Origin of the sequence: Rhodococcus sp. NPDC059968 (genome assembly GCF_042738615.1) — a bacterium.
GTDB lineage: Bacteria > Actinomycetota > Actinomycetes > Mycobacteriales > Mycobacteriaceae > Rhodococcus_F.
Map to the genome: position 1 here is coordinate 169459 of NZ_JBHWUE010000007.1, position 21823 is coordinate 191281.

Here is a 21823-nt window from a genome sequence, read left to right on the forward strand (position 1 = left end):
ACAGGCGCGCAGCGCCTATCGCCGGGCGCGGGACTTCTTGCGCGGCGGGGGTAGTGCGCCCTCGGCACGCAGGCGCGCGGCGTGCTCGGCGAGAGCCTCGACCAGCGGGCCGACCTGAGCAGACTCCGGCTGCACGTCCACGCGCAGGCCGAACTCGATGGCCGTCTCGGCGGTCTTGGGACCGATGCAGGCAACGAGGGTGCGCGCGTGCGGCTTTCCGGCGATGCCGACGAGGTTGCGGACGGTCGACGACGAGGTGAAGCAGACGGCGTCGAACCCACCGGTCTTGATCATCTCGCGGGTCTCGGCCGGCGGCGGCGCAGCCCGGACGGTGCGGTACGCGGTGACGTCGTCGATTTCCCAGCCACGTTCGCGCAGGCCCTCGGCCAGCGTCTCGGTGGCGATGTCGGCGCGGGGCAGCAGAACCCGGTTGACCGGGTCGAACACGTCGTCGTAGGGCGCGAATTCGGCCAGCAGGCCTTCGCTCGACTGCTCACCGGAGGGCACGAGTTCGGGGTTGATTCCGAACGAGCGGACCTTGGCGGCCGTGGCCTCACCGATGCAGGCGATCTTGACGCCGGAGAACGCGCGGGCGTCGAGCCCGAACTCCTCGAACTTCTCCCACACCGCACGCACCGCGTTGGTGGACGTGAAGACCACCCACTGGTAGCGGCCGTCGACGAGACCCTTCACGGACCGTTCCATCTGCGCCGGGCTGCGGGGCGGCTCGACGGCGATGGTGGGCACCTCGATCGGGATGGCACCGTGCGTGACGAGGCGGTCGCTCATTTCGCCTGCCTGATCCTTGGTGCGCGGCACCAGGACCTTCCAGCCGTACAGTGCGCGCGACTCCCACCAGGACATCTTGTTGCGCTGGGCGACGACCTTGCCGACCGTCACGACCAGCGAACCGACCAGTTCGGAACCGGCCTCGTTCAGCGTCGCGAGGGTGGCCTCGACGGTGCGCTGCTGCCGGGTGGTGCCGCGGACCGTGATGGCCGCCGGGGTCTGCGGAGCCAGGCCGTGCTCGACGAGGGCGCTCGCCGTCTCGGCCAGGTGACCCGACGTGGCGTGCAGGACCAGCGGTCCGGGTGCAGCGGCCAGGGCAGCCCAGTCGACCTCGCCGCGGACGTCGGCCTCGGTGTGTCCCGACCCCAGTGCCATGCCGGCGTAGGAGGGGACGGCGGACGCGGACGGCAGGCCCGGCAGGACCTCGAACTGCACCTGGGTGCGGGCGACGGCGGTAACCTCGGCGATCACGGAGTCGGTGGTCAGCGGGTCGCCGGACACCAGACGCACGACGTCGTGGCCGTTCTTCGCCTCGTGGACGAGGGTCTTCGCGACCTCCGCCGGCTCACCCAGTGCGGGACGGACCTCGGCGAGCGGCTCACCGGTCTCGGCGTCGACGCCCAGGTCGGTGCCCACCAGGACCGTGACGCCCCTGTCGACGTCGGGGTCGGTGAAGGCGAGGGTCGCTGCGGCAAGGACATCCCGTGCGTGCACGGTGAGCAGTGCCGGATCGCCCGGTCCGGATCCCACGAACAGGATTCGTCCGGGGGTGTTCTTACGGACTCGGCTCATCGGTAATTCTCCAGTGCGATCATGTGTCGAGATGGGTACAGGTAGCGGATCGGCCGATCAGTCGGCCTTCGCACATCAAACATCGGCATCACCGGCCTCGGTGACATTCATCAGCTCCCGCGCACCGAGCTCGAGAAGCTCACGCGCGACGGAGCGGCCGAGTTCTTCGGCGTTCTCCGGGGAGCCCACGGCCCCCGTGCGTATGACGTCGGAGCCGTCGATGGCTGCGGCGCAGCCCCGGACGGACAGTTCGTCGAAGATGCGGCCGTCGTCGTCGAGTGATTCGACGACCTCGGCGATGGCGCCGACGGGCGCGGTGCAGCCGGCCTCGAGCTCGGCGAGCAGTGCGCGTTCCGCGGTGACGGCGGCACGGCTGTTCGGGTCGTCGAGCTCCGACAGGATCGCAACGAGCGCGGTGTTCGCCGACAGACATTCGACGGCGAGCGCGCCCTGCGCGGGTGCGGGCAGCATCTGGACCGGTTCGATGGACTCGGTGATCAGGTCCAGTCGTCCGATCCGCGCCAGACCCGCCCGGGCCAGGACGACGGCGTCGAGTTCGCCGGACTCCACCTTGCCGAGGCGCCGCTGCAGGTTGCCGCGCAGCGGACGGATGTCGAGACCGAGGCCCAGCGCACGGAGCTGCGACGTGCGCCGCGGAGCGGACGTGCCGACCTTCGAACCGGCGGGCAGTTCGCCCAGGACCAGTCCGTCGCGGGCCACGAGCGCGTCGCGGGGATCCTCGCGCGGCGGAATGGCGGCGATGGTGAACCGCTCGTCGGGGGCGGTCGGCAGGTCCTTGTAGGAGTGGACGGCCACGTCGACCCGGCCGTCGGCGAGCGCTTCCCGGAGTTCGGCGGTGAAGACGCCGACGCCGATCTTCTCCACCGATTCCATGGACTGGTCGCCCTTGGTCTTGATGATGACGAGCTCGGCGTCGTGCCCGGCCGAGATCAGTGCGTCGCGCACGGTGCCGGCCTGGGTGGTCGCGAGCTCACTCCCACGGGTTCCGATCCGCAGCGTACGGGTGCCGACGGCGCTCATGCCTGCGATTCCTTCCCATGGTTGTCGTCTGTGGCGAAGCGGCGCAGGCGCGGGTCCTGGCCGGCGATGAAGCCGTCCGTGATGTCGATGGCGCTCAGGTCGGTGGCGCCGCCGAGGTCGGTGGGCTTCGCGACGGCCTCGACGGATCCGGGGCTGAGTTCGAACAGTTCCCGCAGGGCGGCGGCGTAGGAATCGCCACCGGGTGCGGAGGCGAGTTGCTTCACCCGGACGGTGGGCGCGTGGAGGAGCTTGTCGACCACTCGCCGCACGGTGCGTGCGACCTCGTCGCGCTCGGGGTCGTCGAGTCCGGGCAGACGCGAATCCAGTCGCATCAGCTCCGCCTCGACCACGTCCGCGGCGCGCTGGCGCAGGGCGGTGACGGTCGGCGTCACCTCCGCCAGCCGCTGGCCGGCGAGGTAGTTGGCGAGCTCGGCGGCGACGATCGTCCGGGCGGCGTCGGCGTCGGATGCGGCGGCGCCTGCGGCGGGATCGCGCTGCAGCGATTCCATGTCGAGGACGGTGACCCCGGGCAGACCCGACACGGCGGGTTCGACGTCGCGGGGCAGTCCGAGGTCGCAGATGACGAGGGGGCGGTCGGCGTCGCGGCCGGGCTGTGCCAGCGCGCGGTGAGTGTCCGCGAGCGTGACGACGGCGCCGACCGCGCCGGTACAGGTCACGAGGACATCCGCCTGGGCCATTGCCGCCGGGAGTTCACCCAGTTCGAGGGCCTCCGCCTCGACGCCGTTGGACCGGGCCGTGCCGGCGAGGTGCTCCGCACGTTCCTTGGTGCGGTTCACGACGACGATGCGGCCGATCCCGGCACGCGTGAGGTGCGCGACCGACAGGCCGCCCATGGACCCGGCCCCGACCACGACGGCGGTGCGTCCGGTCAATCCGCCGTCGCCCACGATGCCGGCAGCCCGGTCGAGGGCCACGGATACGACGGACGCGCCCGCGGAATCGATGCCCGTCTCCGAGTGCACTCGCTTACCGACGCGCAGCGCCTGCTGCGCGAGCTCGTGCAGCGTGCGGCCCGCGGCCTGCTGCGCGTCGGACGACGCGTAGGCGGTCCTGATCTGCCCCAGGATCTGCTGCTCGCCGATCACCATCGAGTCGAGGCCACTGGCCACGGCGAACAGGTGCTCCGCCGCAGCCTCGCTGTAGCGCACGTACGCGTGCCGGTGCAGATCGGTGAGATCCAGCCCGGAATGGTCGGCGAGCAATTCGCCGACCTCGGCCAGCGCACCGTGGAACGCATCGACGACGGCGTAGATCTCCACCCGGTTGCAGGTGGAGACGATCATCGCCTCCGAGATGTGCGACGACGCCAGAAGCTTGTCCGTCAGCTTCGGGCGATCGGTGTCGGTGACAGCGACCCGCTCGAGAACCGGCACCGGGGCCGTCCTGTGCGAGACCCCGACAAGCAGAACACTCACGGCGCGATCACTGATCCGTTTCTTGGTGCGGTGGACGGGACAGCCGAATGTCCGATGCGGACGCGGGGAGCGGTGGGGACCGACTCCGTGTTGCGTGCGCTGTTGAACGAGAGGACCTGCATTTCGACCGCGAGGTCGACGCGGCGCATCTCGACGTGATCGGGAACGTCGAGCGAGGTCGGCGAGAAGCTGAGGATGCAGCGCAGTCCGGCGCGAACCAGACGGTCGGCGACTTCCTGCGCCGCCTCGTCGGGCGTCGAGATGACACCGATGGTGGCCTCGAGTTCGGCGCAGGCCTGCTCGAGTTCGTCGACATGCCGCACGGTGAGGTCGCCTACCGGCGCACCGACCCGCGCCGGATCACTGTCGAACAGTCCGACCATGGAGAACCCGCGACGGCCGAAGCCGCCGTATCCGGCGAGCGCCTGGCCGAGGTTTCCGACGCCGACGAGCACCACCTTGTGTCCGCGGTCCAGGCCGAGCGCGCGCTCGATGCGGGCCCGCAGGCGCGTCACGTCGTAGCCGACACCGCGCACACCGTTCGGGCCCAGGAAGGAAAGGTCCTTGCGGAGCTTCGCGGAGCCGACACCGGAAGCGGCGGCGAGTTCCTCGCTCGAGACGATGATCGTGCCGCGTTCCGTCAGCACTCCGAGGACCCGCAGGTACGTCGCGAGGCGCGTCACCGTAGCCTGGGGGATGTCCCGCGATTCGGGGAGCGGAGCCGCGCCGGAGACCGTGGGGGCCGGAGACCCGACCACCGATTGCCCGACCGCCCCTGTGACGCCAGGGGCCACAGACCCATGCGTCTGGTGCGTTTCGGTCACGTCGTTGGCTCCTCGTCCGACCGGCATTCGATGCCGTTCTTCACGATGCTCCGGGGAATTGTTCACACCACGGTAACTGCTTGTGAACCCATGCACAAAGTCGCTGCGACTGCGCGACATGCGGTCCTACCTGCACGGCATCGGAAGATCCCATTTTTAGGGTTCCCTTACTTGCGTAAATCCGAGCGAAGGCGCTCTTCGTCGACCTCCCAGTAACTGTGCTCACGTCCGTCGAGCAATACCACCGGCAATCGGTCGCCGAATTCGGCCCGCAATTCGGGGTTCGTGGCCGCCGCCTCGTCGACGTCTATGCACGTCAGTTCCAGCCCGAACTCCTCGCACAGAACCAGCAGCACCTCGCGGGCCGGCGCGCACGCACCGCACCCCGCCCTCGTGAGAAGCGTCACCTCGTGTCCGTCCGTGCTCATGCCTCGTCACTTCCTTTCGACGCCTCCGGTGGAGTCACTGTGCCGTTTCGGGGTCCGCTGACGCCAATCGACTCGGAGATGAACGTCACACAGTTCCCCCAGCGCGGCCATCCACCCGCCCCGTCTCCGATTCGGGGGATAGGCTGCTCCCAGAGGCTTCTGCGATACGGGAGGTGCGAGTGCCTGCGCGATCACTACCGAACGGCACGGGTTTCGGTTCAGGTCTGGCGGGGATCATCCTCCCGGGCCGACGCCAGTTCAGGAATCCGCTGGGACCCAGCGAAGCCGAGGTACGTGCCAACGTCGCAGGTGAGGCGAGTGCCGATGCGGCCCTCGCACTTCACGTCGCGTCCGGCGAGGAAACCGAACTGGTGGAACACGACGTTCCCCTCGACCTCACCGCGGCCGCGTTCTTCGACGTCGACAACACGATGGTCCAGGGCGCCTCGATCATCCACTTCGCCCGCGGACTCGCCGCCCGCAAGTATCTGAAGACGTCCGACCTCGTCGACTTCGCGTGGAAGCAGATCAAGTTCCGCGTCACCGGCAAGGAGAGCAGCGACGACGTCGCCTCCGGCCGGGAGAAGGCCCTCTCGTTCGTCTCCGGACGCTCGACGGCCGAGCTCGCCCGGCTCGGTGAGGAGATCTACGACGAGGTGATCGCCGACAAGATCTGGCCCGGCACCCGGGCGCTGGCGCAGATGCATCTCGACGCCGGTCAGCAGGTGTGGCTCGTCACCGCGACCCCGGTGGAGCTGGCCCAGGTCATCGCGAAGCGCCTCGGCCTCACCGGTGCCCTCGGCACGGTGGCCGAAAGCGAGGACGGGATGTTCACGGGACGCCTGGTGGGCGACATCCTGCACGGCCTCGGCAAGGCACACGCCGTGCGGGCCCTGGCCGTCCGAGAGGGACTCAACCTCAAACGCTGCACCGCTTACTCGGACAGCCACAACGACGTGCCGATGCTGTCGCTCGTCGGCACCGCGGTCGCGATCAACCCCGACACCGATCTGCGCGAGCTCGCCAAGAACCGGGGCTGGGAGATCCGGGACTTTCGGACCGGACGCAAGGCCGCCAAGATCGGCGTCCCCACGGCGCTGCTCCTCGGCGCTGCCGGCGGCGCACTCGCCGCGATCGTCGCGCGCCGCCGCGAACAGGCGGCCTGAGCCGCACGCAGCGGCTCAGGGCTTCAGCCCAGGAACACGTTCCGGCGCTTCGCGAGGAGCCGGTACAGCGTCTGCTGGATGGTCTCCCGGACGTGGTCGGTGACCTCGAACAGTTCCATCGGGTCGTCGGCCGCCGCCGCGTCGTAGGTGTCGGTGACGATCGGCTTGCCGAACTCGATGTACCACTTCGACGGCAGCGGAACGAGGCCGAGCGGTCCGAAGTGCGGGAACAGCGGGGTCACCGGGAAGTACGGCATCCCCAGCAGCCGCGCGAGCGTCCCGAGTTCGCCGATCTTCGGGTAGATCTCCTCGGACCCGACGATCGAGCACGGAATGATGGGCGCACCGGTCCGCATGGCGGCGGACACGAAGCCGCCGCGGCCGAACCGCTGCAGCTTGTAGCGTTCGCTGAACGGTTTGCCGATGCCCTTGAAACCTTCGGGGAACACGGCCGCGACCTCCCCGTCCTGCAGGAGGCGCACGGCGTCCGGGTGGCACGCGAGGGTGTGCCCGGCCTTGCGGGCGACACCGCCGACCAGCGGCATCTCGAACGCCAGATCGGCGGCCAGCATCCGCAGCGGGCGATGCGCGGGGTGATGATCGTGGACGGCGACGGACGTCATCAGACCGTCGATGGGCAGGACACCGGCATGGTTGGCGACCACCAGCGCGCCACCGGTCGACGGGATGTTCTCCAGACCGCTGACCTCGACGCGGAACCACTTGTCGAACAGCGGCCGCAGGATGGGGAGCCACACGTTCTCGGCGAAGTGCGGGTCGTAGCCGAAGTCGTCGACGTGATAATCGCCCGACAGCCGGCGGCGCACGAACTCGGCGGTGTTGACGATCTGCTCGGCCAGGGCGTTGCGGACGGCGTCGACGGCCGAGGACTCGGTGACGGGCTGGGGTGGGGTGATCACGGCGGGTGGAGGCATCGCGGACGGATGTCGGCTCTCGCTCTGCTCACGCCTCGAACGTCCGATAGCGGCCCCGCGCGCGGCTGTCGCACCGTGCAGCGGAATGACCTTCGCCACTTCGTTCACCTCTCCCCTTTCGCCGTGCCGGTTAGAGCGAGTAGTGCGTTTTCTGCTGCGTCGACCCATTCGTTCTTGATGATCGCCTTGACGCCTGCCGCGCGAGCGAAGTCGTCGAGCGCCTGCATCGAGGTCCACCGTGGCTCGAAGGATAGTTCGCTTCGCATGCGGGTGGTGTCGAGTCCGCAACCGAAGTGGAAGTACTCGAGTTGCTCGGTGGTGTACGACCGCATCACCGGACCCATCAGCGCACGTCCGAGGTTGCGGAACAACCCGAACGGCATCGGGACCTCGATCCGCCCGGCGCGGCGGATGGCCTGGGACATCATGACCACGCCGTCGCCGGCGACGTTGAACGTGCCCGCCGGACCCGACACCGTGGCCCGTTCCAGTGCGGCCAGCGCGTCTTCCTCGTGCAGCACCTGCAGGCGTGCGTCGCGTCCGAGAATGGTCGGCACCACCGGCGAGGTGAGGTATTGCGCGACGGTCGCGTTGAGGCGGGGCCCGACCAGCGGTGCGAGGCGGAGAATCGACACGCCGATGTCGGGGCGCCGACGCCCCATCCCGCGCAGATAGCCCTCGATCTCGATGCAGTCCCGCGCGTAGGCGCCCGCGGGACGCCGCCGGGCGCTCATCTCCTCGGTGAACTTGGCCGGGTCCTTCGCGCTGCAGCCGTACACCACGGAGGCCGAGCGCAGCACGACCTTCCGGACGGTCGGCGCCTTCTGGCAGACGGCGAACAACTGCATCGCGCCGATGACGTTCATGTCCTTCATGGCCGCGCGACTACCCGACTTCGGCGGGCGTGCCAGCGTCGACGCGTGCACGACGGTGTCGACCTCGGCGTTGCGAATGACCTTGCCGATCAGGGGGTTCCGAATGTCGGCGCGCACGAACTCGGCGCGGCCCATGCGGCGCAACATGTCCTTGCTCGGCGACACCGCGTCGACCGCGATGACCCGTTCGATGTCCGGATTCTGAGCGAGCCGGGTGACCAGGTATCCACCCAGAAACCTGCTTGCTCCAGTGACCAGCACGACGCGCGGCACCGCCGTTCGCTTAGTACTGTCTCCGTCACTCACAACCACTAGAACCCCCGATCACGTAGCGAGTGACGTCAACGATACGTGCAGGAGGGGGATGGCGCTCCGCACAACGACAATTGGTCGGTCGCCCACTACGCGGAGGAGGTCGGCGAAACGACGGATGCCCGCCACCGGAGGTGACGGGCATCCAGACGCAACTCTTTACTTACCGAGTTTCCTGCGCTGCACTCGGGTGCGGCGAAGCAGCTTGCGGTGCTTCTTCTTCGACATGCGCTTGCGTCGCTTCTTGATCACTGAACCCATAGCGGGTGTCCCTCACGTTCTTCTCTAGCGTTCCTGCGCACGCCGGTCACGTACGCCTTGCGCCTCTATGGCGCCTGGGCCTCGTTTTAACTAGCTCAGCGCCTTACGACACCAGCTGGCTGGTACGACAGTCGCTAATCGTACCGGTGCGGGTCCGCTCCCGGAAAACGAGGTCGCACCGCTCCCGGGAAACACGGTCGCACCGCTTTCGGCGAAACCGAGGTGACCCTCTTCGTGCCGATCGGTCAACCGGCGTCGAAGTACGAGGTTTCGAGGTAGTCGTGCACTGCTTTCGCATGCACTCTGAACGAGCGGCCCACACGGACGGCGGGCAGTTCGCCGCTGTGCACCAACCGATACACAGTCATCTTGGACACTCTCATCAGCGTCGCTACCTCGGCGACGGTGAGAAATTGCGTTCCGGCCAGTGCCGGTTGTCCGTCCGGGGTCGAGCCCTTGGACGGTTTTTTTGCAGACGTCATCAACCACTTACCTCCGGCACGTCTCGCGCCGCCGGCTTCCCCTCCGGCGGAACAGACACGCACGTGCTACTTCGAGCTTAGCGGGACGGATGGGGTTACTGCGACGGGTGTGGGCAATCGAATATTCATTCGGTCGACGTGCCGAGTTCGGCGGAACGAATTTTCGCGGCTTCGAGAGCGTCGAAAAAGGCTGTTCGGAGCCCGTTTCCCTCCAGCCGGCGGATCGCCGCCGCGGTGGTTCCGCCGGGCGACGTCACGGCGGCACGGAGTTCGGTTGCGCTCTCCCCCGACCGGTCGAGCATGGCTGCGGAGCCGACCATGGTCTGGACGACCAGTTCGGATGCGGTCGCCCGGGTCAGTCCGAGCCCCACGCCCGCGTCGATCATGGCCTCGGCGACCAGGAAGAAATAGGCGGGTCCGGAGCCGGAGACTGCGGTGACGGCGTCGATCTGCGATTCGGGGACGACGACGACCTTGCCGACCGACGAAAGGACGCCGCGCACCAGTTCGAGGTGCTCCTTCTTCACGTGCCTGCCGGGTGCGAGCACGCTGACGCCCTCACCGACCAGCATGGGCGTGTTGGGCATGACCCGGACCACCGGGAACCCGGCGGGCAGTCTCGTCTCGTAGAAGGCGGTCGGGATACCGGCAGCGAGCGACACGAGCAGCTGCTCGCGCTCGCCGTCGAGTTCCACCTTGGACACCTCGGTGAGCGCGGCCTCGACGTCGCCCGGCTTGACGGCCATCACGATGACGTCGGCACCTTCGGCGGCGTCGGAGGGGGTGGTGACCCGCACCGCGTACGCGGCGGCCAGCTCGTCGGCGCGCGCCGGGTGCTGCTCGGCCACCACCAGATCCTTGACGGCGTGACCTGCCTGCAGAAGCCCCGAGATGAGGGCCTCACCGATCTTGCCGCCTCCGATTACCGCAATTCTCGTCATGCCGAACAGCCTGCCACGACGCTCCGCGGCGCCTTCCTAGCGGGGGATCATCGCCAACTGCCGGCTCTGCACGACGATCGCCCCGGTCGAGTCGAGGACGGTGTGGTCCTCCTCGAACCACGCACCGCCGAGCACCGTGCTGCTGGCCATCACGCGCAGCCAGCCCGGCGCCGGCTGCCTGCGCAGGTACGTGGTCAGCTGCACGGTGGGTGCCCAGCCGAACATGCCGCGGTTCATCGTCACGGGGGCACTGATGTCTCCGGTCATGATCGCGAACAGCGCCGCCGTGTCAGGATCGTCCTCGTCGCCCGCGCGCGGTCGCACCCACATGCGCACCTCGGGTTCGCCCTGGCTGCCGGTCAGGAAGTGCGCCGACGTCCCGTCCACCCGCATGTCGCAGCCCTGCGACACGTGGACGATCTGCCCCATCGGATGATCGGCCGTGAGCACGACGGCGTCGGCGGGCGGTTCCACCGGAAGCTGGGACAGGGCGTGGTCTCCGCTGTACTGCGGCTCCCCCACGTCCGGGACGCCGAGGGTGACCGACGCGTGCACGGCCACGCGGTCGCCCTGCTTCAGCTCCACGTCGACGAACGACACCTGCTTGCCCTGCTTGCGCAGAGTCGTCGACAGCGTCACCTCGCCGGGGTCGGGAGCGGACAGGTAGTTGGCCCCGACCGCGAGGGGCTGCACCCGGGACAGCTCGGCGTCGCCGTTCTCGTCGAGCAGTCGCCTGCGGGCCGCGGCGGCGCAGAGCGACATCATCGAACCGCCGTGCACCTTGGGGCCGATCGTCCAGATCGGGTCGATCGATGCCTGATAGGTCCCGTCACCGGCAGCGGTGAGGACGTTGAGGTCGTGGAAGGGAGTTGAGCTCACTGCTGATCCTGTTCTTCGGGTTTCCGGAGGCGCTTCTGCGCGACGTCCTGGTGTGCGAGGCGGCGCATCGCGGCGATCACCGGCTCGTAGATGGCCGTGCCGAGCACCGCGTAGCGGATCGCGTCCTCGGCCGATTCGGTGGGCATGAGTCCGATGTCGATCTCGGCGATCCCCCGCACGTGCCGCCCGTAGGCCTCGAGCCGCTCCTCCGTCATCGGGATGCCGGCTTCTTCGAGCCCCTCGAGTGCACGTTCGAGCTGGCCGACCGCGACGTACCCCGGGTCGTACACCTGCCCGAGCCTGTCGAGGACGGCGCGTGCCCGCGGGAACTCGTTCGCGTCCCCGCCGCCGTCGGTGTCGGAGGCATCGAGGTACGGCGGGAGTTGCGCAATGGCCTCGCCGAGCACCTCGAACAGCGAGCCGTCGGGATGGTCGACGAGCCGGAGGATCTCCCGGATGCGCGGAATCGGGAGTCCGGCGCCGGCCAGCGCCTTGACGAGGCCCAGTCGCTCGACGTGCTTCTCGCCGTAGCGGGCCTGGGTGGCGCTCGTCGCCTCGCCGGGCATCAGCAGACCTTCGCGCAGGTAGTACTTCACCGTCGCGAGCGGAACACCGGTACGGGCGACCAACTCGGAAACGCGCACGGCCCCTCCTTCGGCTCATCGACTATCGATATCGGATACCCCAGCACTAGATACTGAAACTATCCAATATGGCGACGAGCTTACCGCAGCAGGGACGCGGCAGATATCTCAGGTGTCGTCGTGATCGCCGCCGGAGTGGCTGCGCGGCGACCCCGAGGCGGCGCGGCCCGGTTCGAGGTGCTCACGGGCGAAGGCCAGCGCCTGCGCGAGCATCGACGACCGTTCCCGCTGCGTCCGGGCGTTCTGTGTGTTGATCTCGATCACCGCCTGCCCGTCGAATCCGGTGTCGACGAGATGACGGCACAACTGCGCGCAAGGCTGGGCGCCGTGGCCGGGGATGAGGTGCTCGTCCATCGACGCGCCCCGACCGTCGGCGAGGTGGAGATGCGCGAGGCCCTCCCCCATCCGCTCCGCCAGCTTCATCGCGTCCATTCCGGCCGTGGCCGTGTGCGACAGGTCGAGGGTGTAGTGGGCGTGTCCCGAATCGGTGGGGTCGTACGAGGGGCTGAACGCCGACAGCGCGGCTCCCGGCCCGCCCCGCCGCCGAAGCCGCTGGGCGGACCTCTCCTTGCTGCCGAAGAAGCCGTCCGCCCGCATGGGGAACATGTTCTCCACCGCGACGATCACACCGCTGCGCCGTTCCAGGTCGGCCACCTGATCGGCGAATCCCTCGGCGTATCGGCGCTGCCAGCGGAACGGGGGGTGCACCACGACACTCGTCGCCCCGAGCGACTCGGCGCTGCGGACGGAACGCTCCAGCTTCGCGGCCGGGTCGGCACCCCACACGCGCTGCGAGATGAGCAGGCACGGCGCGTGGATCGCCTGAACCGGAATCGCGTACCTGCGCACCAGCCCGGCCACGGCCCCGATGTCCTGGCTGACCGATTCGGCCCACACCATCAGTTCGATGCCGTCGTATCCCAGATCGGCCGCGTACCGGAACGCCGCCTCGGTGTTCTCCGGGTACACCGAGGCCGTCGACAGGCCCACCAGCACCTTCCGACCGCGCGGTGACGATCGAACCTGCCCGTACCCACTGTCCCCGACCATGAGCAACTCAGCCCGACGCAAGCATGAAGGCTAACGGCCCCAGAGTGACGATCATCCCGACCACGACGGCGATCACGAAGCTGGTGATGTCGTCGGTGCGACGCAGGATGCGGACCATCGCGACCAGGCCCACGATGACGAGCAGCGCCAGAATCAGCGCGACCCACGGAAAGACGTCCCACAGCTTCTCGAACCCCTTGAAGAGCAGGGCCCCGGCGATCACGGCTACGACACCCTGACCGATGAGGACGGCCCACTCGCGGGTGGAGTTCTCGCCTGCCTCGTCCTTCTTGTCCGCCTTCTCCACTTTCGCGGCCTCGGCCTTCTCGGCCTTCGCCTCCTTGCGGGAGCGACGAGGGCTCTGCGTCTCGCCCTCGCGCTTCTCGGTGTCCGCGTCGTCGGTGGCGGCCTCGATGAGTTCCGTCTCCTCGCCCGCGTTCGCCGCGTCCGAGTCCCGGGACTGCCGCATCAGGTCGCCGGCCAGCGTCGAGCCGGACAGCAACGCGGGTTCCGGCTTGACCTTGGCGGGAGCCTCGGGCTTCGGCGTCTTCACGAACTTCGATGCGCCGTTCGACGGTGTCGCGGCACCCGCCTTCGCGGGAGTTCCGGATTTCGCCGGCGCCTCGGGCTTCGCGGGTGCTTCGGACTTCGCCGCCGGTTCGGTCCCGGCCGGGGTGTCGGTCTTCGGCGCCGGCTTCACGCGGGGAGCGGCGACGGTCGGGGCGGGCTCCGGTTTCTTCACGACCGGGGCGGCCACGGTGGGCGCCGGTGCGGCCTCGGCCGCCGGCTGTTCCTTTTGGACGGATCGACTGACCCAGGTTCCCTGGTGATCGCGCGACGTCCCACCCGACACCACTCCGCGACCGCGGCCGGCGGGGCGACTGGCGATGGGCTCGTCGTCATCGTCGTCGTCGAGCGGGGCCTTGAATGCTGCGGTGCGCTCGTCGGCACGCACCGGCGCCGCGGCAGGCGCGGGCTTGCGGGGCGGTTCGGGCGCGGCAGGTGCAGGCTCGGGTTCCGGTTCGGATTCGAGCGCCCGCGAATCGGACGGATCCCGGACAACCGGAATTTCACCGGTCAGCTCGGCAACGGAGATTCCCCCCTTGACGCCGCGACGACGCCGCCCGCCCCGGGACTCCACCTGTTGTCCGTTGCGTTTGAGCAGCTCTGACACAGAGATCTGCTGACTGTCCTCGGTCATCGAGCACCCACCATCAATTCACCGCCCATTTCCGTATCGAGCTTGCGGAGGATCAACCCCTCACGCAGAGCCCAGGGGCAGATTTCCAGTTCCTCCACGCCCAGTGCTCTCATGCTGGCCTCCGCAACGAGTGCTCCGGCCACGATCTGCTGCGACCTGTCGGAGCTCACCCCCTCCAATTCTGCACGGTCCGAGGCCGTCATCCGCGAAATGAACGCTATGAGTTGCCTGAGACCGCTGGCGGTGAGGGTGCGCTTGACCCGCGGGCCCGCGCCGGACGGTGCCGCGCCTGTCAGCCGGGCCAGCGAGCGGAACGTCTTGGACGTGCCGACGGCCCGATCCCACTGCCCCGCGGCGCGCAGTTCCTTGGACGGGATGGTCAGTTCGGCGTCCAGCCAATCCCTCAGCACCGCCACGCGACGTTTGCCGGGCGGGTCGGCCTCGAGCCAGTCCCGGGTGAGCCGTCCCGCGCCGAGTTGCAGCGACAGCGCGACGTCCGGGTCCTCGTCGCCACCCGTCGTCAGCTCGAGGGATCCGCCGCCGATGTCGAGGTTCAGGATGCGGCCCGCGCTCCACCCGAACCAGCGGCGCACGGCGAGGAACGTCAGCCGGGCCTCGTCGACACCCGACAGAACCTCGAGTGTCACCCCGGTCTCGGCGTGCACTCGCTCGAGCACGGCGTCCGAGTTGTTGGCGTCGCGCACGGCGGACGTGGCAAAGGCCATGAGCTCACCGCACCCCGACGTCTTCGCGATGCTGGCGAAGTCTGCCACCGTCGTGACCAGGCGATCTGCACCCTGGGAGGTGATGTCACCCCGGTCGTCGGTGTTCTCCGCCAACCGCAGAGTCGACTTGGTCGAACTCATCGGTGTGGGGTGGCCGCCCCTGTGGGCGTCCACTACGAGCAGATGGACGGTGTTGCTTCCGACGTCGAGTACCCCTAGTCGCACATTGACACGGTACTGGGTCTACCGTCGGGCTTTGTGACAGCACGTAAAGCAGGGCGTTCACACAAGATGACGCCCAGCCCTGAAGTACCCCTCGACTTCGCTCGCGAATGGGTCGAATTTCCCGATCCCGACAACACCGAGCACATCATCGCCGCGGACATGACGTGGCTGCTCTCCCACTGGACCTGCGTGTTCGGGACCCCCGCCTGCCAGGGCATCATCGGCGACCGACCGGACGACGGCTGCTGTTCCCACGGCGCGTTCCTCTCCGACGAGGAGGATCTGGAGAAGCTGAACAAGTCAGTGAAGATGCTCACACCCGAGGACTGGCAGTTCATGGAGAAGGGTCTCGGCAAGAAGGGTTACATCGAGGAGGACGACCTCGAGGACGAGCCCGCGCTGCGGACCCGCCGCTACCAGGGTGCCTGCATCTTCCTGAACCGCCCCGGCTTCGAGGGCGGTGTCGGTTGCTCGCTGCATTCGATGGCCCTCAAGCGCGGAATCGAACCTCTCGAGGTCAAGCCCGACGTGTGCTGGCAGCTCCCGATCCGCCGCACCCAGGAATGGGTCGAACGGCCGGACGGCGAGCAGATCCTGAAGACCACCATCAGCGAGTACGACCGCCGCGGCTGGGGCGAGGGCGGCGCGGATCTGGACTGGTACTGCTCCGGCTCCCCCGACGCCCACGTCGGCGCCAAGGCCGTCTGGCAGTCGTACGCACCCGAGCTGACGGAACTGCTCGGCAAGGCGGCGTACTCGGAGTTGGCGAAGATGTGCAAGCGCAGGGCCGGCCTCGGCCTCGTCGCCGTGCACCCCGCCACCGCGGCCGCACAGCGGAAGGCCGCCGAGTAACGCAGCAGACCCATCGGTCGATTTACCCGTCACGGCCCCATTCCGGGCACAGCCATGACGGGAGAGATCATGTTTGCTCGAATTCTGACCGGTGCCCTGTTGACCGCCGCCGCGACGCTCGCCCTCGCGCCGACCGCGTCCGCCCAGCCGACCCCGGACTGGAACACCTTCTACGACAAGACGGCGAACTTCGTCGCACCGTTCGATCCGGGTGCGTTCGGAGACAAGGGTAATCGGGCGCTCGTGCTGAGCCCGTACGGCACCGGCCGGGTCATCGAGTGCAAGGGCGACGGACACTACGTCGCGGTCTACTGCCGGCAGTTCGACGACCAAGGTCGCGAGCACGCCGTCACGCAGATCATCTCGGCGCCGTTCCGCGGCGTGTACGTGTACAACCCGTTCTGATGAAGCGTGCGATCCTCGCGGGCGCAGTTGCGGCGGCATCCCTCGCAGTGTTCGCGCCGACCGCCGCCGCCGAGCCGACCTCGACGGTCGGCGGATGCGAGGCATACTTCAGGACACCACTGGACCTGGAGGCGTATTGGGGTAACCCGGGAATGCACCTTCTGTTCAGCCCGTTCGGGGCCCGACAGCCGATCGACTGTGTGTGGGTGGACGATCAGGTCACGTTCCAGCAGCACGACCTTTCCGGTAACGCGCACGAACTGCGCGAGCTGCCGAATTTCCGACCCGACTACTACTCGTCGGTCCGCTACTTCGTTCCCTGACAAACGCCCACGAATTCGTCAGCCGCACAGGCAATTGCATGTGCGGCTGACGAATTCGTCTGCAACTGTGGCGGATCGGCGTCCGCTCACGCCTCCAGTTTGTAGCCCAGGCCACGCACTGTGACGAGATGTTCCGGCTTGGCGGGGTCGGTCTCGATCTTCGAGCGCAGACGCTTGACGTGCACGTCGAGGGTCTTGGTGTCGCCGACGTAGTCCGCGCCCCACACCCGGTCGATCAACTGCCCTCGGGTGAGCACGCGGCCCGAGTTCCGCAGCAGGTACTCGAGGAGGTCGAACTCCTTGAGCGGCAGCGTGACGGCCTGGCCGTTCACCTGGACCACGTGACGTTCGACGTCCATCCGGACCGGTCCCGCCTCGAGGACGGCCGAGTCCTGCGCGACGTCGAGTTCGCTGTCGACACCGCGGCGAAGTACCGCGCGGATGCGGGCGATCAGCTCCCGCGCCGAGTACGGCTTGGTCACGTAGTCGTCGGCGCCGAGTTCGAGGCCCACCACCTTGTCGATCTCGCTGTCCCGTGCCGTCACCATGATGACGGGGACACCGGAACGGCTGCGGAGTTGCTTGCAGACGTCCGTGCCACTCATGCCGGGCAGCATGAGGTCGAGGAGGACGATGTCGGCACCGGCCCGGTCGAACTCGGCGAGCGCGGACGGTCCGTCGCCGACGATCGTCGTCTCGAACCCTTCCTTGCGTAACAGGAATGCCAATGGGTCGGCCAATGACTCCTCGTCTTCCACGATCAGCACACTTGTCATCGCTTGGCCTCCATACCGGTTTCTCTCTTCCCGACGTTTCCGCTCTCGGCGTCCACTGTCTCGATGTGTGCAGGAATCTGCAGGGTAAACGTCGAACCCGTTCCGGGCTTGCTCCACAGGTCGATCGATCCGTTGTGGTTGGCGGCCACGTGTTTGACGATCGCGAGGCCGAGCCCCGTTCCGCCGGTCGCGCGGGCCCGCGCCTTGTCGACGCGGAAGAAGCGCTCGAACACGCGCTCCTGATCGGCCTTGGCGATACCTTCACCGCGGTCGGTCACCGAGATCGCCACGTTGTCGCCGCGGACCGAGCGGCTCACCGACACCGGGGCGCCCTTCGGCGAATAGGCGATCGCGTTCTGCACCAGGTTGGACAGCGCGGTGACGAGCAGGGCGCGGTCGCCGAGCACTTCGTAGCCGCTGTTGTGGTCCGCGGTGACGGCGATGCCGGCGGCTTCCGCGGAGATCTTGCAGCGCTGCAGCGCCTCGTCCACCACCTCGTCGACCGAGACGGCCTCGAGGTCGGGTAGTTTCTCGGCGCCCTGCAGCCGCGACAGCGCGATCAGTTCGGTGACCATCTTGCCGAGCCGGACGGATTCACCGAGCACGCGTTCGCCGAAGTGCCGAACCGACTCGGGGTCGTCCGCCGATTCGAGGAGTGCTTCCGCCAGCAGACCCATCGCGCCGACCGGGGTCTTGAGTTCGTGGCTGACGTTGGCGACGAAGTCGCGGCGGGTCGCTTCCATCCGCACCTGTTCGGAGTCGTCGTCGGCGAAGAGGACCACGAAGTTGTGGTCTTCCTTGCTGAGGAGACGTGCGGTGCCGCGCACCGCGATCCGATCGCGCCCCCGCTGCGGGTTCTTGGTACTCAGGTCGACCTCGACGGGTTCGCCGGTTTGGAGGACCCGGAGCGCCGCTACCCACGCGCGGTCGTCGACGAGCCGATTCCGCACCAGGCCCAGCTCCTCCGCGCGGGGATTGAACAGGACGACGTCGTGGAACTGGTCGACGACGGCGATGCCGCTCTCGGATGCCAGGACGATCAGGTCGAGCACCTGCGACATCGTAAGCCCGGACTGCTCTTCCATGCGCTGCGCCTGCCGGGTGGACAGCATGGGGATCAGCACGCCACCGACGAGGTAACCGACGAAGCCGCCCACGATGGCAAGCAAGACGGCTTGAACAACACTCACGCCTGAATCGTACGTTCGCGGGGCGGGCCGGTTACGCGGGGACCGGGCATTTCCGCGCACGTCACACGCGGGAACCGGAGTCTTCGTCCGCAGTTAACCCGCTGTTGGCCGGACGTCCCGCGAACGGGACGTCCGGCCGGGCACACGGGTTACTTCCCACCCTGGTTCGCGACCGCGGCGGCACCCGCAGCGGCGGCCTCGGGGTCGAGGTACGTGCCACCGGGGTTGAGCGGCTTCAGGTTCTCGTCCAGGTCGTATCGCAGCGGGATGCCCGTCGGGATGTTCAGGCCCGCGATGTCCTCGTCGGAGATTCCGTCGAGGTGCTTGACGAGAGCGCGCAGCGAGTTGCCGTGCGCGGTGATCAGCACGGTCTTGCCCGCCTTCAGGTCGGCGGAGATGGTGTCTTCCCAGTACGGGATCAGGCGGACGACGACATCCTTCAGGCACTCCGTCAGCGGGACCTGCTCGAGGTTCGCGTAGCGGGGATCGGTGTCCTGGCTGTATTCGCTGCCGGCCTCGATCGGCGGCGGCGGGGTGTCGTAGCTGCGGCGCCACAGCATGAACTGGTCGTCGCCGTACTTGTCCTTGACCTGCGCCTTGTTGCGCCCCTGCAGGGCACCGTAGTGGCGCTCGTTGAGACGCCAGTCGCGGATGACGGGAATCCAGTGCCGGTCGGCGGTGTCGAGCGCGATGTTGGCGGTGCTGATCGCGCGGCGCAGCAGCGACGTGTAGAGCACGTCGGGGAGCAGGTTGTGCTCGAGCAGCAATTCGCCGGCGCGCTTGCCCTCGGCGATGCCCTTATCGGTCAGGTGGACGTCCACCCAGCCGGTGAACAAGTTGAGCGCATTCCATTCGCTCTCGCCGTGGCGGAGCAGCACAAGGGTTCCGGTACTCATGCCGTTCATCCTGGCATGCCTCCCGGAACCCTCGCGCCGTGAACCCCTGCCGTCAGCTCCGGCCGGCCTCGCTCGCCCGGAGATCCTTGCGCAGGATCTTGCCCGCGGCGGACTTCGGCACGAGGTCGATGAACTCGACCTTGCGCACCTTCTTGTGCGGGGAGACCCGCTCGGCGACGAACGCGATGACCGCGGCCTCGTCCAGTTCGGCGCCCTGCTGCTTGACGACGAACGCCTTCGGCACTTCCTCACCCTCGTCGTCGAGGACACCGATGACGGCGGCGTCGGCTATCTGCGGGTGCGTCAGCAGCAGCGCCTCCAACTCGGCGGGCGGCACCTGGTAGCCCTTGTACTTGATGAGCTCCTTCATCCGGTCCACGATCGTCACGACGCCCTCGGAGTCGACGGTCGCGATGTCGCCGGTGTGCAGGTACCCGTCCGCGTCGAGGGTCTCGGCGGTGGCCTCGTCGTTGCCGAGGTACCCGGCCATGATGTTCGGGCCCTTGCACCACAACTCACCCGGCTCACTGACCCCCTCGGCCGGGTAGGCGACCTCCTCGCCGGTGGCCGGGTCGACGAGCTTGCACACCATGTTCGCGATCGACGGACCGACCGAGTCCAGGGCGATGTCGTCGCGGTCGAACGGGATGGCGTGGCTGACCGGGCTCATCTCGGACATGCCGTAGCCCTGCCGCACCCGGCAGCCGAGCCGGTTGGCGACGGCCTTGCCCAGTTCCTGATCGAGCGGGGCGGCGCCGGAGAAGATCGAGTGCACAGACGACAGGTCGTATTCGTCGACCAGCGGGTGCTTGGCCAGCGCAACCGCGACCGGCGGGGCGATGAACACGTAGGTGCACTTCTGTCCGGAGACGGTCTTCAGGAATTCGACGAGGTCGAACTTCGGCATCGTCACCAGGGCTGCCCGGTTGTACAGGGCGGCGTTGAGCAGCACGGTCATGCCGTAGATGTGGAAGAACGGCAGCACGGCGAGCAGTTTGTCCTCGGCGCCGATGCCCATCCGCGGGTTGATCTGGCAGACGTTGGCCACCAGGTTGCGGTGCGTGAGCATCACGCCCTTCGGCCGGCCGGTGGTACCCGACGAGTACGGCAGCACCGCAAGCTGGGTCGCCGGGTCGAACGACACCTCGGGGGCGGGTGCGCCCTCGGTCAGCAGATCGGTCAGCGACGGGTGTCCGTCGGCGCCGTCGAGGACGATCACGTTCTCGGCGGGGATCCCGACCTTCGCGGCGGCCGCCTCGGCCTGCGGCAGCAGCGGGGAGACGGTGAACAGGAACTTCGCCTTCGAGTCGGTGAGCTGCTTGGCGATGTCCTCCGCGGTGTAGAGGGCGTTGATGGTGGTCGCGACACCACCGGCACGCAGGATCCCGTGGAACACCGAGGCGAACGCGGGAACGTTCGGCGAATGCAGGCCCACGACCTCACCGACGGCGAGACCGCGAGCGGCCAACGCCCCTGCCACACCGTTGATCTGGGCGACGAGGGACTGATAGGTGGTGACCGCGCCGGAGGCACCGTCGATCAGCGCAGGCCGGTCCAGATCGGCCGACTCGACCTGGCCGAAGAGGAAATCGTAGACACTGAGGTTCGGAATCTCGACGTCCGGAAACGGGCTCTTGAAGCTCACTGGGGCCTCTCCCTCGAAGTGTTGCAGCAGCGGTTGTCGGTACAAGTTTCTGTGAACATCAGACACATGTATCTAACCTGTGACAACAGTCACAAGCTCGCCGCAACTCTACCCGTGCGTATTTCCCGTCCGCGGGCGGTCAACCAGCACTCAGGGCTGCGAGTCCTCGATGAGATGCTCGAACGGTTTCAGGTTCGCCAGCGACTCCCCGCGTGAGACGCGCCACTCCCACTCACGCTTGATGGAACCGGCGAAACCGAGTTCGAGGAGGGTGTTGAAGTCGCCGTCGGCCGCCTCGAGCACCTGCCCGAGAACGCGGTCCAGCTCGTCCGCGGTCACCGCGTGCTCGGCGATCTGGCCGACCAGGTAGATGTCGCCGATCTTGTCGATCGTGTACGCCACCGAGTACAGCCGGCGATTGCGCCGCAGCAGGTACTTGTAGACGCCTTCGAAGTTCTCGTCGGGCTTGCGGCAGACGAACGCCTCCACGCGCAGTCCGTGCTTGCCGACGGTCAGGAGCGTGGTGGTCTTGAGCTTGCGCTCGCCGGGCAACTCGACGATGAAGTGCGTCGAGTCCTTCCTCGTGAAGTCCATCTCACGTTCGGTCAGGGCGGACTCGATCACGTCGGCCAGGTCGCTCACTGGTGCACCATCCTTGTGTCGGTGGTTTCAGATGGACTGCCGATGCACCCGAGGTGCCGCCGGGTCACTGCCCTGCTCGCTTGACACG

24 protein-coding genes are annotated in these 21823 nt (G+C 68.0%); 4 read left to right on the forward strand and 20 right to left on the reverse strand.

The genetic code is table 11. From position 1 onward, the window contains the following. Positions 1 to 15: 15 nt before the first annotated feature. The 5 genes from ACFWAY_RS09965 to ACFWAY_RS09985 all read right to left on the reverse strand — a co-directional run bounded on the left by ACFWAY_RS09965 (position 16) and on the right by ACFWAY_RS09985 (position 5310). Positions 16 to 1581 carry a uroporphyrinogen-III synthase gene (locus ACFWAY_RS09965; RefSeq protein WP_378452417.1) on the reverse strand — a complete coding sequence of 522 codons (1566 nt, stop codon included), beginning with the start codon at positions 1579 to 1581 and terminating at the stop codon, positions 16 to 18. Between the two features lie 75 nt (positions 1582 to 1656). After that, positions 1657 to 2622, reverse strand: a complete 966-nt coding sequence (gene hemC, locus ACFWAY_RS09970; protein ID WP_007300748.1) for a hydroxymethylbilane synthase — start codon at positions 2620 to 2622, stop codon at positions 1657 to 1659. After that, positions 2619 to 4058, reverse strand: a complete 1440-nt coding sequence (locus ACFWAY_RS09975) for a glutamyl-tRNA reductase (RefSeq protein ID WP_378452418.1) — start codon at positions 4056 to 4058, stop codon at positions 2619 to 2621. The genes hemC and ACFWAY_RS09975 overlap by 4 nt, the downstream gene beginning before the upstream one ends. After that, on the reverse strand, positions 4055 to 4909 hold the full coding sequence (locus ACFWAY_RS09980; protein WP_378510556.1) for a redox-sensing transcriptional repressor Rex: 855 nt from the start codon (positions 4907 to 4909) through the stop codon (positions 4055 to 4057). Before ACFWAY_RS09980 ends, ACFWAY_RS09975 begins: the two co-directional genes overlap by 4 nt. A 140-nt stretch (positions 4910 to 5049) precedes the next feature. Then, a complete protein-coding gene (locus ACFWAY_RS09985; RefSeq protein WP_378452420.1) occupies positions 5050 to 5310 on the reverse strand; it encodes a glutaredoxin family protein in 261 nt (86 codons plus the stop codon). A gap of 179 nt (positions 5311 to 5489) precedes the next feature. Between ACFWAY_RS09985 and ACFWAY_RS09990 the strand changes: the two genes are divergently transcribed. Continuing rightward, positions 5490 to 6476, forward strand: coding sequence for an HAD family phosphatase (locus ACFWAY_RS09990; protein ID WP_164060735.1), 987 nt, complete (start codon positions 5490 to 5492; stop codon positions 6474 to 6476). A gap of 23 nt (positions 6477 to 6499) precedes the next feature. On the opposite strand, the gene ACFWAY_RS09995 is transcribed toward ACFWAY_RS09990, so the two are convergent. From ACFWAY_RS09995 to ACFWAY_RS10040, 10 genes are all read right to left on the reverse strand, one after another. Further along, positions 6500 to 7519, reverse strand: coding sequence for a lysophospholipid acyltransferase family protein (locus ACFWAY_RS09995; protein ID WP_378452421.1), 1020 nt, complete (start codon positions 7517 to 7519; stop codon positions 6500 to 6502). After that, positions 7516 to 8559, reverse strand: a complete 1044-nt coding sequence (locus tag ACFWAY_RS10000; RefSeq protein WP_037233342.1) for an NAD-dependent epimerase/dehydratase family protein — start codon at positions 8557 to 8559, stop codon at positions 7516 to 7518. The genes ACFWAY_RS09995 and ACFWAY_RS10000 overlap by 4 nt, the downstream gene beginning before the upstream one ends. A gap of 198 nt (positions 8560 to 8757) precedes the next feature. Beyond that, complete coding sequence (locus ACFWAY_RS10005) at positions 8758 to 8859, reverse strand: 30S ribosomal protein bS22 (protein WP_003402602.1); 102 nt, start codon at positions 8857 to 8859, stop codon at positions 8758 to 8760. A gap of 245 nt (positions 8860 to 9104) precedes the next feature. Continuing rightward, a complete protein-coding gene (locus tag ACFWAY_RS10010; RefSeq protein WP_378452422.1) occupies positions 9105 to 9341 on the reverse strand; it encodes a helix-turn-helix domain-containing protein in 237 nt (78 codons plus the stop codon). A gap of 125 nt (positions 9342 to 9466) precedes the next feature. Continuing rightward, entirely contained in the window at positions 9467 to 10282 is an 816-nt protein-coding gene (gene proC / locus ACFWAY_RS10015) for a pyrroline-5-carboxylate reductase (RefSeq protein WP_105415988.1), read from the reverse strand. A 36-nt stretch (positions 10283 to 10318) separates the two neighbouring features. Beyond that, entirely contained in the window at positions 10319 to 11161 is an 843-nt protein-coding gene (locus ACFWAY_RS10020) for a thioesterase family protein (protein ID WP_378452423.1), read from the reverse strand. Continuing rightward, positions 11158 to 11805: a MerR family transcriptional regulator gene (locus ACFWAY_RS10025; protein WP_378510557.1), complete on the reverse strand. Its 648-nt coding sequence runs from the start codon at positions 11803 to 11805 to the stop codon at positions 11158 to 11160. The genes ACFWAY_RS10020 and ACFWAY_RS10025 overlap by 4 nt, the downstream gene beginning before the upstream one ends. A gap of 108 nt (positions 11806 to 11913) precedes the next feature. Then, positions 11914 to 12855, reverse strand: a complete 942-nt coding sequence (locus ACFWAY_RS10030; protein ID WP_378452425.1) for a sugar phosphate isomerase/epimerase family protein — start codon at positions 12853 to 12855, stop codon at positions 11914 to 11916. A gap of 7 nt (positions 12856 to 12862) precedes the next feature. Beyond that, a complete protein-coding gene (locus ACFWAY_RS10035) occupies positions 12863 to 14056 on the reverse strand; it encodes a hypothetical protein (RefSeq protein ID WP_378510558.1) in 1194 nt (397 codons plus the stop codon). Continuing rightward, positions 14053 to 15006 carry a hypothetical protein gene (locus ACFWAY_RS10040; protein WP_378452427.1) on the reverse strand — a complete coding sequence of 318 codons (954 nt, stop codon included), beginning with the start codon at positions 15004 to 15006 and terminating at the stop codon, positions 14053 to 14055. Before ACFWAY_RS10040 ends, ACFWAY_RS10035 begins: the two co-directional genes overlap by 4 nt. Before the next feature lie 66 nt (positions 15007 to 15072). On the opposite strand from ACFWAY_RS10040, the gene ACFWAY_RS10045 reads away from it, so the two are divergent. From ACFWAY_RS10045 to ACFWAY_RS10055, 3 genes are all read left to right on the forward strand, one after another. Then, positions 15073 to 15858 carry a hypothetical protein gene (locus ACFWAY_RS10045; protein WP_378452428.1) on the forward strand — a complete coding sequence of 262 codons (786 nt, stop codon included), beginning with the start codon at positions 15073 to 15075 and terminating at the stop codon, positions 15856 to 15858. A gap of 69 nt (positions 15859 to 15927) precedes the next feature. Then, the gene (locus ACFWAY_RS10050; RefSeq protein ID WP_378452429.1) at positions 15928 to 16263 is read left to right on the forward strand and encodes a hypothetical protein; all 336 of its coding nucleotides are present in this window, start codon (positions 15928 to 15930) and stop codon (positions 16261 to 16263) included. Beyond that, positions 16263 to 16586 (forward strand): hypothetical protein, encoded by a 324-nt coding sequence (locus tag ACFWAY_RS10055; protein WP_378452430.1) that lies wholly within the window; start codon positions 16263 to 16265, stop codon positions 16584 to 16586. The genes ACFWAY_RS10050 and ACFWAY_RS10055 overlap by 1 nt, the downstream gene beginning before the upstream one ends. Positions 16587 to 16672: 86 nt before the next feature. Here ACFWAY_RS10055 and ACFWAY_RS10060 read toward each other — a convergent pair whose 3' ends face one another. From ACFWAY_RS10060 to ACFWAY_RS10080, 5 genes are all read right to left on the reverse strand, one after another. Further along, on the reverse strand, positions 16673 to 17362 hold the full coding sequence (locus tag ACFWAY_RS10060) for a winged helix-turn-helix domain-containing protein (RefSeq protein WP_378452431.1): 690 nt from the start codon (positions 17360 to 17362) through the stop codon (positions 16673 to 16675). Continuing rightward, positions 17359 to 18552, reverse strand: a complete 1194-nt coding sequence (locus tag ACFWAY_RS10065; protein WP_378452432.1) for a sensor histidine kinase — start codon at positions 18550 to 18552, stop codon at positions 17359 to 17361. The genes ACFWAY_RS10060 and ACFWAY_RS10065 overlap by 4 nt, the downstream gene beginning before the upstream one ends. A gap of 149 nt (positions 18553 to 18701) precedes the next feature. Further along, positions 18702 to 19457, reverse strand: a complete 756-nt coding sequence (locus ACFWAY_RS10070) for a phosphoglyceromutase (protein ID WP_378452433.1) — start codon at positions 19455 to 19457, stop codon at positions 18702 to 18704. 43 nt (positions 19458 to 19500) lie between these two features. Further along, positions 19501 to 21093 (reverse strand): AMP-binding protein, encoded by a 1593-nt coding sequence (locus ACFWAY_RS10075; protein ID WP_378452434.1) that lies wholly within the window; start codon positions 21091 to 21093, stop codon positions 19501 to 19503. A gap of 150 nt (positions 21094 to 21243) precedes the next feature. Beyond that, complete coding sequence (locus ACFWAY_RS10080; RefSeq protein WP_378452435.1) at positions 21244 to 21735, reverse strand: YbjN domain-containing protein; 492 nt, start codon at positions 21733 to 21735, stop codon at positions 21244 to 21246. Positions 21736 to 21823: the final 88 nt, after the last annotated feature.